Source organism: Bacillus thermotolerans (genome assembly GCF_000812025.2).
Classification (GTDB): Bacteria; Bacillota; Bacilli; order Bacillales; family Domibacillaceae; genus Quasibacillus; species Quasibacillus thermotolerans.
This window is the reverse complement of sequence record NZ_JWJE02000023.1, coordinates 48479-59604: the sequence shown is the minus strand read 5'-3', so window position 1 is coordinate 59604 and position 11126 is coordinate 48479. Positions and strand designations below refer to the sequence as shown.

11 protein-coding genes and 2 pseudogenes are annotated in these 11126 nt (G+C 46.5%); all 13 read right to left on the bottom strand.

Annotated elements, in window-relative coordinates:
- Positions 1-355 precede the first annotated feature (355 nt).
- Positions 356-1171, bottom strand: coding sequence for a putative phage abortive infection protein (locus tag QY97_RS10645; RefSeq protein ID WP_039230053.1), 816 nt, complete (start codon positions 1169-1171; stop codon positions 356-358).
- Between the two features lie 624 nt (positions 1172-1795).
- Positions 1796-1897, bottom strand: a complete 102-nt coding sequence (locus QY97_RS19945) for a flagellin (RefSeq protein WP_408606265.1) — start codon at positions 1895-1897, stop codon at positions 1796-1798.
- A gap of 376 nt (positions 1898-2273) precedes the next feature.
- Positions 2274-2426 (bottom strand): annotated as a pseudogene (locus QY97_RS21230) (flagellin); the annotation flags it as partial.
- A gap of 882 nt (positions 2427-3308) precedes the next feature.
- Positions 3309-3662 (bottom strand): annotated as a pseudogene (locus QY97_RS21225) (flagellin N-terminal helical domain-containing protein); the annotation flags it as partial.
- Between the two features lie 197 nt (positions 3663-3859).
- On the bottom strand, positions 3860-4087 hold the full coding sequence (gene csrA, locus QY97_RS10635) for a carbon storage regulator CsrA (RefSeq protein WP_039230046.1): 228 nt from the start codon (positions 4085-4087) through the stop codon (positions 3860-3862).
- A gap of 6 nt (positions 4088-4093) precedes the next feature.
- Entirely contained in the window at positions 4094-4534 is a 441-nt protein-coding gene (gene fliW / locus QY97_RS10630) for a flagellar assembly protein FliW (RefSeq protein ID WP_039230043.1), read from the bottom strand.
- Between the two features lie 33 nt (positions 4535-4567).
- The gene (locus QY97_RS10625; protein ID WP_039230040.1) at positions 4568-5128 is read right to left on the bottom strand and encodes a DUF6470 family protein; all 561 of its coding nucleotides are present in this window, start codon (positions 5126-5128) and stop codon (positions 4568-4570) included.
- A 67-nt stretch (positions 5129-5195) separates the two neighbouring features.
- Positions 5196-6074, bottom strand: coding sequence for a flagellar hook-associated protein FlgL (gene flgL / locus QY97_RS10620; protein WP_039230038.1), 879 nt, complete (start codon positions 6072-6074; stop codon positions 5196-5198).
- A 16-nt stretch (positions 6075-6090) separates the two neighbouring features.
- On the bottom strand, positions 6091-7665 hold the full coding sequence (gene flgK, locus QY97_RS10615) for a flagellar hook-associated protein FlgK (RefSeq protein WP_039230034.1): 1575 nt from the start codon (positions 7663-7665) through the stop codon (positions 6091-6093).
- A 24-nt stretch (positions 7666-7689) separates the two neighbouring features.
- Positions 7690-8169 (bottom strand): flagellar protein FlgN, encoded by a 480-nt coding sequence (locus QY97_RS10610; protein WP_039230032.1) that lies wholly within the window; start codon positions 8167-8169, stop codon positions 7690-7692.
- A 78-nt stretch (positions 8170-8247) separates the two neighbouring features.
- A complete protein-coding gene (locus QY97_RS10605) occupies positions 8248-8685 on the bottom strand; it encodes a YaaR family protein (RefSeq protein WP_039230027.1) in 438 nt (145 codons plus the stop codon).
- Positions 8686-8763: 78 nt separating this feature from the next.
- A complete protein-coding gene (locus QY97_RS10600; protein ID WP_039230024.1) occupies positions 8764-10623 on the bottom strand; it encodes a flagellin N-terminal helical domain-containing protein in 1860 nt (619 codons plus the stop codon).
- 3 nt (positions 10624-10626) lie between these two features.
- Entirely contained in the window at positions 10627-11079 is a 453-nt protein-coding gene (gene fliS / locus QY97_RS10595; protein WP_039230021.1) for a flagellar export chaperone FliS, read from the bottom strand.
- Positions 11080-11126 lie beyond the last annotated feature (47 nt).

Sequence of the window (11126 nt, the reverse complement as noted above, 5' to 3'; positions counted from 1 at the left end):
GACAAGCTGATGGGAAGCATCATACATGTGAAGATAGAACGCCCGGTTTTGTTCAATTTCCTGGTAGGTGTGAGAAAAGAACATAAAAAAATCTCCTCTTTCATGTATTCTGAGGAGATTCTACATATTTTTTCATTGCTTGTCCATTGACAGAAGACTTTATCAACAGAATGAAGAGACAGTCTCCTATTCCTAAAGGAGACTGTCTCTTTTCTATTCAGATTCATAATTAATTTCAAACGATTAAATAATTGCCAAATAAACTAATTATATTATGTAGAAATTAATTGTCTCTCTAATTCAGTGTTTCTTCTTTAGTATATTAGTATCTAGATACTTATTAGGAAGAAGTCTATTAGTAATTCTTTTCATACAAGAAAAAATATTTTCTATCAAAAGGGACTGTTTCTTTCAAAATAATGTTGCCAGTTTCGTCTTTTGTTTCTATGTCTAGAATATCGTATTGTTTTACATAATTTTTAAACTTCATCCCATCCTCAGAAAATAAATTTAGGTATATAAGGAAAAACTCATCTTTTGACCATTGCGCCCTTAATATTCCGAAGTAGTTTTTCTTTTCGTGTTCCTCCATGTCTGAATTCGAAATAATTTTTACAATTCTATATAAGTTTCGAAGATAATGGGCAATATTATTTTCATTTGCTTCAAAGAAAGCGGCATATCTATTCTTTACGTTTATATATATATCATATTCATCTTGCTCAAAATCTATTCCTTTGGTACGAGCCCATAAATCGAAAAGTATTAATTTCAATGCCTCTCTTCCACTTCTTTTATTATGACTCATTGTGTTAACAATCTCATTCTGAAGATTTATCATATTAAAAAAGGTATTTTCAAATTGTTGTTTTATCATTGTATTATTGGTAAGTTGGTACTCCCTTTGAGTAGCCCTTAATTCTTTTCTTTGAATTATAAGCGTCGCTACTAACAATAAAATACTAGCTAAATTAAAAAAAGCCATTGTAGAACCGCCGATAAAGTCTCCTACAGGACCTAATGCAGCTAAACCGCTATAATCCTCGTATCTTTTATACCACATACTTATGGCAAACGGCATTGAAATAGCTGTAAGCACAAATAAGATAGCTAAGCATATTAACCACTTTTCAAGCGTATTTTTACTTTGTTTATTCAAATTCCTTTCCAATTCCATCTCCCCCTTAACGAACACATTTTTACCAACTTGTAAAGGTGTTGGTAGAAAGAATAAATTCTCCAGTTTAATAAACAATTAACAAATTAATTGCAAAGCTTTTTGTGTAAAACTTTATATACTAATCAAACTACATGCCTGTCTACCGATTTACCATTCAATTATTATAGATAGCAAATAGCACAGACATTATCACAAAGAAAGGGACCCTAGCCAAACTAGAGTCCCTTCCAAATAATCTAAAATTAACGAAGAAGTTGAAGAACTCCTTGTGGTTGTTGGTTCGCTTGCTTTGCGACTGCATCTTTCGATTACAGAACAGACTATATCTTCATCCATGATTATCATGGAGCTGGGCACTTCGAACAGCTTTTACTGCCCTACGAGATTCATAGTCATAGCTTTTGCTTTAGACCGTATTCTCTAGTCGTTGAACCTTCTCCAGAGTTTCCTCACAGGAGCTTGGCTGCTGATTATCCATTGTTACATCCTCATCATTTTCAAACCGTCACGCCTACCGTTTCCAGTTACATTGTGGTTGATGAAGCTTTAGGAAGTTCCAGCAATTCACCCAGTTATCCTCTAGCTCGTTACCAAGCTAGACGCCCTTCTCATCAATCATCTCAGGAGTTGCAATACTCCTCGAGGCATTTGATTGGATTGAGCCAACATTGCTTGTGCTGCTTGAGAAAGAATAGAATTCTTTGTTTGGTTCATCATTTCTTTCGCCATCGTGCGAACATTTGCTTTCACAAATGACCAGACTATATCTTCACCCTCTAGTCAAGCTAGTAGGGGTCGGGCGCTTCGGATTCACAATGCTGATGATACATTGTTTCACCTATGGGTTTCATCATCTTGAGCTTAGCTTTTAGATGGTCTACCCTAGTCGTTGAACCTTCTCCAGAGTTTCCTCACAGGAGCTTGGCTGCTGATTGCCCAATCTTTTCTTTTTTTACCCTTCACGCTTGTCGTTTCCAACTACGTTGTGGTAAGAAAAGCTCTAAGGGAGTTCCAGCAATTCACCCGATTATAATCGCTAGCCGTTACCAACTAGGACGACTGTGCTTGTCACTACCTAAGCAGCTAAAACATAATCTACGTCACGGATACGTGATTCCGCGGCAGTTAGGTTTTCAGAAGACGTATTTAAGTTATTAATAGTGTGCTCTAAACGGTTTTGATACGCGCCTAGTTTCGAACGTTCTTCTGATACTTTTGTTATAGCATTATTTAATGTTTCAATTGCATTATCAGCCGATGTTTGACTAGAAACATCAATCCCAGCAGCTGCTACTGCTTCTTTTGAAACTGTCCCGTCAGGATTTAATGTTGCCGCGCTAGATCCTGAAACAGTAACTTTAATTGTTGAAGATGTTGTTAAATCATTTCCATCACTTAAGTCTAATTTAACACCGCCATATCTAGCACCAGTTAATTCAACTGAATTTGCATTTGCAGCAACTGCAGTTGTTTCTGCCGATGCTCCAGCTTCCGCTCCTATTACTCTAATAGTCGCTGTACCATGTGATCCACTTGCAACAGCTGCATTTTCCCCAGCCGTAGCAGCACTTGCTGTCCCACTAATTGTTACAGTTTCAGTAATTCCTTTTCCAGCCAATGCTGCATTAACAGCTGTTGTCAAATCAGAAGCAGATGTAAAAGTGTCACCCTTATCAGTATTATTAAAATCTCCTGTTATAGTTAACTGATTTAAATCTTTATCATACACAGCTTCGGCAGCTGCACTATCGCCACCATCAACATAGTTAATAGTCATACCATTTAGTGCATCGGTATTATTATCGGTCGTCAATGTTAACCCACCAACTGCACCCGTAGTACCTTGCGCAGCACCAGAAACATTAGTTACAGTAACAGTTAATACATTGCCATCAGTGATAGCACTTCCTTTATCACCGTTAAAACTAGCACCTTCCATACCTGATGTTGCTCCAGAGGCTGTTAATGCCATTCCTGCAACACCTAGAGATTGAGCATCCATGGCATTTACCATTAAATTAATGTTTTGACCCTTATTAGCGCCAATTTGGTATGTGTTATCTAAACCACCTGCTAATAGATTTTGTGTATTAAACTCTGTAGTATTAGAAATACGTGTAATTTCTTTCGCTAACTGATCAACTTCTGACTGAATTTTCGCACGGTCATCATCTGTATTAGTATCAGAAGCGGACTGGACCGCCAATTCGCGCATACGTTGGAGAATGTCTTGAGTTTCGTTAAGGGCCCCTTCTGCCGTCTGGATTAAAGATGTTGCGTCCTGCGCATTCTTAGATGCCATATCCAATCCTCTAATTTGCCCACGCATTTTCTCGGAGATCGCAAGGCCCGCCGCATCATCTGCCGCATTATTAATACGAAGACCGGAAGACAATTTTTCCATAGATTTGCCTTGAGCGTTAGATGCACTATTTAATTTGTTATACGTATTCAACGCCGCAATGTTGTGATTAATTCTCATTTATAATTTCCTCCTTGAATGTGTCGTTCACGTCCTTGTGAACGGTTGTGGTTGCAGGGGCTACAGGTCGGCCGCCCTGTTTGCTTGCCTGCTACATGTTTAATATCGGAGTGGGGAGGGAATATTTAATAGTTTATGAGAATATTTTTTGGCTTTTTTCGCATAGAAAAAAGAGCCTCTTGTGCGAAGCTCTTCTTCTATGATTCCTTCATTTTCCCAAGTAAGCTGAAGATGTCCTCTACTCCGGTTGACGCTTGTTCGTTCTCCTCCTGAATGGCTAAGTAGACTTCTTTCCGATGAATGTCGACGTGCTTCGGGGCATTGATGCCGAGCTTAATTTGGTCACCTTTCACGCTGACGACGGTGATTTCAATGTCGTCGCCGATCTGGATAGCTTCTCCTGTCTTCCTCGTTAAGACTAACATGTTCGCTCACTCCTTTGCGGCGCTGGCCGGGAAAATAGAATGACGCGTATGGTAGCGGCGGTCGTTGAGAATCGCTTGCTTCGCCTTCTTGTTCTTCACATTGACGATCACTGGCGCCTGCAGGTTCGCAGTCGTCTCATGAAACGGCTCGCGGACGGTGAGAATCGTATACACCGCTGCTTCTTCCGGCTTCTTAATCTCCAATGCTTCCACGGTCGCGTCATCTAATTGAATATCATACTCCGGGAAGAAGGCAAATGGACTCGCGACGATAAAGCCGAGTGATGATGTGTTCGTCGACTGCAGAACGAAAAAGGCATCGTTATCCGGAAACGCCAGCAGCGTGAACTGTTTCTCCTCCGCGAACCCCGGGATGCCTTGACTGAATGTCCAAATGTCTTCTTCATTAATAGATACTTGTCCGTGATATTTCGTTTCGATGTTCATCTTCTTCACGTTCCTTTATTAAATTTCCTGTGCTTATTTTACATTCATCACATCAATGGTTAAAGAAGGCCGCTGCTGCATCGCTGTTGTTACTTTACCCGGCTCGTAGTCATGAATCACCTTTTGTGCCTCCGTATTGTGTTTGACCGGCTTGGCCCTGAAGCGAATGTTCACGTCTCCTTGCGACACATGCACCTTCACGCTGCCAGGTGACGGCACCCAGCCGATGTTGAACTGGGGTTCCGGCCCTTCACTGTTGCGCTTGGCTTGAGAAGCGATGGGGCTGCCTTTTTGTTCAATCTTCATCAGCTCGTCGCCTTCCTGCGCAATGCGGGCTGTTGCCTGCACAGCTGCTTGCTTTCCCTTCTGTGCCGCTTCTCTATTCAACACAAACACATGCTTTAAGTTCATCTCTTCCCATGCCTTCGTCTGGTCAATCGTGAGCTTCACCGGTGTGCTCTGGATATTTAAGGTAGCTTTCGGCTGGCTGATGGACTGCTGGGGCTCTGGCTTTTCCATCCGCTGCACGGGCGTTTGTGTTTGAATAGCGATTTGCCCACGCTGTGAGTGGATTTGTATATGTGGCAGCTGCATGTCTCTACCTCCCTAAACAGAAAGCCATTCCTTCAAGGAACAGCTTTCACCTATAAACAACATCATTTTATCGTAAGAAATCCATCAGCGTTGGCTGGATAATCCGAGCGCCGACACTGAGCGCGGCACGGTGAATACTTTCCTGTGTTTTCAGCTCCATGATGACCTTCTCCATATCGACGTCTTCATTCTCTGACATGACCTTTGTCGCGATCATTTCCTGTTCTCTGACCCGCTCTTCCATCAGTTCAATCCGGTTCAAACGGGCGCCCATCGTCGCGCGTTCATGGGTGATGGCATCCATATGAGTATCAAGCTTTGTCAGGAAGCCGCTCAGCTCTTCACCGGTACTTCCGCTCTGGAGCGCGGTCGATAACGCTTGGATATCCTGAAACATGTCATTCGAAAACACCTTCGTCGGGTCGGCATTCACTTGAATATAGACGCCTTTTGATAACTCTAATGAGACCGGCTTACTGTTCGCAGACGTAACCACATCCCCTTCCACACTCACCGGCGGCGTCATTGTGTCCGTCCCGTTAAATAAATACTTGTCTCCAAACTTCGTATTCGCAAGCTGTACGAGATGCTCCTTCAGCTGGTCAACCTCTTGATTGATCGCTTCCCGCTGGTCGCCTTCGTATGTATCGTTGCTTGCCTGCACCGTCAGCTCGCGGATACGCTGCAGCGCGCTTGTGGCTTTATCGAGCGTCGCATCCGTATTCTCTCCCCAGTTGTACGCATCCGAGAAGTTGCGGCCGTACTGCTCGACTTCCATCAAGTTGCGGCGGTACGTCATGCCTTTCATCGCCACAACCGGATCATCCGACGGGCGGGTGATTTTCTTTTGTGAACTCATCTGGTCCTGCAAGTCACCGAGACGTTCATAGCTGTTCGATAAATAGCTCAGCATATTGTTCGATAGCATTGATTGGGTTACGCGCATCTGTTCGTCACCTGCCTTATCTTCCGACGACGCCCATGTTGTTAATGACGCGGTCAAGCATTTCATCGACGATCGTGATGTTTCTTGCTGCGGCATTGTAGGCGTGCTGGAATTTAATTAAATTCGTCATTTCTTCATCAAGCGACACCGCGCTGACAGACTGGCGGTTTGTTTCCACTGTCTGTGTAAGCACTTCACTGTTCTTCGTCATCCGGGCGGCTTGCTGGGCATCGACCCCGAGGCTGCCGATCATGCCTTCATAGAAGGAGTTGATCGTGCCGTTTTGAATCGGCAGGCCGCTAATGTTCAGCTGTGTCCCGCCTTCTAGCTGGACAGAGGATTCTGATAAAATCATGCTTGTGACGTTCGCTAAGTTAATCGCATTTCGGCCGTCACCTGTACCGCCGAAGGATGTCGCAATGTCTTTTGGATCAAGAGTGGCATTCACTTCAATCGCAGAAGCAGCACCTTTGTAGGACGTGCCAGCGCCGAGTTCGAAGAAATGTGTTTTCCCTTCTGCCGGTGTGCCCGTCATTTCATAATCATGACCGTGCACCGCGTTAAAGAGTGTCCCAAACGTATAAGCGAGCTGATCCAGTTGATCGAGCATATCCGGATAACTTCCAGACTCACTGCCATTTGCGCCGTATCCGTACGCTTCTGCTTGTGCTTTCAGCTTCCCTTGGGAAAAACTCGGCACATCGATCGTTTGACCCGCGACCGTGAAGCCGGCAAGTGGGCCGTTCACCTGATCGCCTAAGCCGTCCCCGTCTGTATCTGTTCCGCCGGCAATGCCGATGTTGTTCACTTGTTCACCTTTAACGAGCTCTACCGGGCCATTTGCGGTGTTCATCGTAATCGTGTACGTGCCTTCAGCGCTTGGCACACGGTTGCCGCCTGTCGATTCTCTCGTGACGCTGATGTTCAAGTGCTGTGATAGCTGATCCACGAGCCGGTCGCGCTCATCGTACAAATCATTCGGCAAGTAGCCGTTCGGCTCAATTTCGCTGATTTGCTGGTTGAGGCCGCTGATCTGTTCTAAGATTGAATTAATTTCCTTCACGCCAACCTCTACTTGGCTTCCGATATCTGCCTTGATCGCTGATAAGGAGTCATGCATATAATGGAACGTGTCCACGACGGCTTGTCCGCGCTGCATGACGACCGAGCGGGCTCCTTCATTTTCCGGGTTGACGCTTAAGTCTTGAAGCGACTGCCAGAACTGGCCCATGACTGCCGCTAAGCCGCTGTCGGACGGCTCATTTAAGATGTTCTCCATTTTCTCCAGTGATTCTGATCTCGCCTGCCAGTAGCCAAGCTTGTTGTTCTCCCCACGGAATTGCACATCAAGGAAGCTTTCTCTTACCCGCTCGATGGAACCGGCTTCTACGCCTGTCCCCATCTGACCCGGAATTTGCGGGCGGTTCATGGACAGCCCCGGGTACGGTTCTGTCTGCTGGAAATTGACGCGCTGGCGCGTGTAGCCTGGTGTGTTGGCGTTCGCTATATTATGGCCTGTCGTGCTGATCGCCGTCTGCTGGGCAAACATCGCACGCTTGGCGGTTTCTAATCCGTGAAATGTCGAGCGCATCGCTGCACCTCCGTTTCTAATTGATTAAGCTTTGGAATCAAACAATGACCGTGCCGATAGGCCGTCATCGTCGTCCATTTCTTTTGTGTAGCCAGGCACTTCTTCTGCCGGCATGAGTAAATCTAAGTTCAATGTGACAAACTGCAGCGACTGCTCGAGCAGCTGCTGGTTCAGTGAATTGACGTTCTTTAGCTCTGCCAGCTGATCGGTGAGCTGCACCCTCAGCTTCTCCAGCTGAAGCCGCTCGATGCCTTCTGCCTTCTTCAGGCAGTCAGAGATGGAGCGCTTATTCACAGAGCCGGTCAGACTAGCCGCGGCGTATTGCTGCTGTTGTTCTAATACATCTATCGCCGCGATGTGCGCCTGCTCGTCCTTCATGATGCCGCTGAGCGCTTCCACATCGCCTTTTTTAATGACTTCTGTTTTTCGGATGGCAATTTCATATAAGCTTTTCTGCAATCGAAGCATCTTATTTAATACGTCAATGAGCGTTTGAGCGGACATACTAGTTCTCCCCTCGCATGTATGCATTTCCTTTTTTATATCGGCTGCCTCATTCGTTTCTGAACAGTTAGCCGCCGGTTACGTGTAAATGTTAATTAATAATCCTTGAATCTCGCCGACCATGCTGAGTACGGATAAGCCTTTCTTTTCCTTATCCAGCACGGCGTTCGTTAAGTCGATGAGCTTGCTGTCGACTTCCTTGACGATCTTGTACACCTTCGTCCGGCCGCGGCGGTTGAAGCCTCTCTGCTCCTCGAGCTGCAGGCCGCCGTTCACCGCTTCCTCCAGGAACTTCTTGACGAGCTTCTTATATTTCTTCAAGTCCTCGATCGTCTGGGACTCGCTCAGCTTCTTCCCTTGCGCTTCGATTTCCTTCGTCATCGCCGTCAGCTTATCAAGCATCGTGTTCCCTCTCTTCTTCGCCATCACTTCGGAGAAGGCCGTCGATGCCTGGGCCACTTCCTCTTTCTTCTGTACTTTATTGCCGCTGACTTTGCCTATGCGCTGTACTTCCATTCATTGATCCCTCCATTATGGATCGTTGCTGTATACAAAAGAAAGGGAGGAGCCATCAAGATGGACCTCCCTTCGATATTATGAGTTGAGTAACTGCAGAATCCCTTGCGGAAGCTGGTTCGATTGCGCGAGCATCGCCTGTCCCGCCTGGTTCAAGATATTGTTCTTCGTAAAGGTGGACATTTCCTTCGCCATATCAAGGTCCCGAATACGGGATTCAGCCGCTGTTAAGTTCTCATTCGCAGATTGCAGGTTATTCACCGTATGCTCTAAGCGGTTCTGGATCGCCCCGAACTTGCTGCGCTCATCAGATACTTTGCGGATCGCTTCGTCGATCAGCGTAATCGCCGCATTCGCTGCTGATTCCGTGCTGACATCCACACCGGCTTTCGCTCTCACGCCGGTAGGAAGAGGCGTGACGCGGTCGTCATCTCTCGCTAATCCTAGCGATGCCGCGTCCATCACGCTGATGGAAAGTGACATTCTTTCACCCTCATTCGCACCGATTTGGAACGATACTGATAAATCCTTGCCCAGGTCAGCTGCAAAATCGCCGTCTACAAGCTCAAGGGTCATGCCGTTGTCCCGTCCGTCATTCGTATTGATCGTACCAATGGAGATGGTTGTTCCAATCACTGTATGCACAGGGTCTAATGAAGATAAGAGCGCTGGCTGTTCCACTTGTATACGAGTAAGCGTCGCATCAATTTCCTGGAGAACAGTATCCAGGTCTTTGTCCGAAATGTTGATCGTTACTTCACTTGATGGCTGAGCTGGTTCATCAACTGGTGCATCAGCCGGTACTTCAGAAGGTTCCCCTTCCTCCTCGACCGGCTCTTCGTCTGCAAAGTGGATCGTCAAGCCGTCAATGACCAGCTTGTCGCCTGCTTTCGGCACCTCTGAGAAGGTTAAGGATACAGGGGTGGCCAGGTCGGCGGTTAAGCTGGCAGAGAATCCGGCTGCTGCGCTGTTTTCCGCGTAAGGGTTCACGAAAGAGAGTCCTTCTTCGCTCGTTAAGTCGGAAAGGATCGCCGCTTGGAACAGATCATCTTCCGCTTCTACGTCGGCTGGCGACATAGGGTTATTTGTAGCGAGCTGCAGCTTGCCGCTCACGATCGCTTCTTCACCTTCTACCTCTGTCACTTCAGCAGGCACTGGTGTAGCAGAAAGAGTCGGGTCATTTTGCTGGATCGCCGTGTCTAACGCATTCAGTAATAAGTTGATATTGCCTGCTTGATCACCTGCGTCTCCACCATCGCTCCAGCCGTCCACAATAACCGCAATGTTGTCAGCATTAACTCCTTCTGTTGTTCCTGTTACATCGATTTCGTAAATTTTCCCGTTAATCGTAAACGTTTTTGCATCAAGATCAGCTGATCCTAATGCACCCAGCTCCCCAGACACTTCTATATCCACTCTCGCTGGTTCAGAAGGCTCGGCCGTTACAACGCCGGCCCACTTGCCTTCACTTGTGTAGGCGACCTGCTCTGAGCTGATTTCCACGAAGGCGCGTCCTTCTTCAGAGCCGCGGAACAGCTTCTTCTGGTTGAATTGCGTGTGGTCCGCAATCCGGTCGATTTCGAATGTCAGCTGATCGACTTCTTTTTGGATCGCTTCACGGTCCGTGTCCGTCAGTGTGCCGTTGGAGGCTTGAACCGACAGCTCTCTCATCCGCTGCAAAATGTTATGTGTTTCGCTGAGCGCGCCTTCTGCTGTCTGGATGAGTGAAATAGCGTCCAACGCGTTCCGCTCCGCCATGTCAAGGCCGCGGATTTGCGAGCGCATTTTTTCTGAGATAGCAAGACCCGCCGCGTCATCGGACGCCCGGTTAATGCGGAGGCCGGATGATAGCTTCTCTAAGCTCTTCGATGTAGCGGACATCGTCTGGCTTAAGTTGCGATAGGCATTCAGCGCCTGAATGTTATGATTAATTCTCATTCGTTATTTCCCCATTTCCACTGTGTTCATTTCTTCTCCCGCTACCATCACGTGCTTCTCGTACGCGTTGGACTGCTTGCGGAGCACCGGCCGATGGGTGCTTGGCTTGTTCTTCAGCATCGTTGTCCAGGCGCCGGCAATCTCTTCTAAGATGGCAAGCATGTCTTTAGCAAGAACGGCGTCCTTCTCCATGTTCACCTTGATCAGCTGCTCTGCTATGTAGTTATATAAGGCATCGAGCTGGTCAGCAATAATGCCTGATTCATAGTTTAATCCTGCACCGAGGCGATGCAGAATATCGTTGACCTTTTGCAGTTTTTTATTTGCATCTATATATTGTTCATTTTCAAGGAAGCGGATGGCCTGCTTGAGGCTGGCAATGGCTGCTTCATACAGCAAGGCCGTTAGTTCCTGCGGGGATTTTTGGTAAATCATCTCTTTCGATAAAAACTCCATGGGATTCCCTCCTAGCTACCATTTTTATCGGCCGCTCCCTTAAATGT

Coding starts and splice junctions, on each gene's coding strand:
- QY97_RS19945 (WP_408606265.1), bottom strand. CDS start 1,897: ATGATGAACCAAACAAAGAATTCTATTCTTTCTCAAGCAGCACAAGCA.
- csrA (WP_039230046.1), bottom strand. CDS start 4,087: ATGTTAGTCTTAACGAGGAAGACAGGAGAAGCTATCCAGATCGGCGAC.
- fliW (WP_039230043.1), bottom strand. CDS start 4,534: ATGAACATCGAAACGAAATATCACGGACAAGTATCTATTAATGAAGAA.
- QY97_RS10625 (WP_039230040.1), bottom strand. CDS start 5,128: ATGCAGCTGCCACATATACAAATCCACTCACAGCGTGGGCAAATCGCT.
- flgL (WP_039230038.1), bottom strand. CDS start 6,074: ATGCGCGTAACCCAATCAATGCTATCGAACAATATGCTGAGCTATTTA.
- flgK (WP_039230034.1), bottom strand. CDS start 7,665: ATGCGCTCGACATTTCACGGATTAGAAACCGCCAAGCGTGCGATGTTT.
- QY97_RS10610 (WP_039230032.1), bottom strand. CDS start 8,169: ATGTCCGCTCAAACGCTCATTGACGTATTAAATAAGATGCTTCGATTG.
- QY97_RS10605 (WP_039230027.1), bottom strand. CDS start 8,685: ATGGAAGTACAGCGCATAGGCAAAGTCAGCGGCAATAAAGTACAGAAG.
- QY97_RS10600 (WP_039230024.1), bottom strand. CDS start 10,623: ATGAGAATTAATCATAACATTCAGGCGCTGAATGCCTATCGCAACTTA.
- fliS (WP_039230021.1), bottom strand. CDS start 11,079: ATGGAGTTTTTATCGAAAGAGATGATTTACCAAAAATCCCCGCAGGAA.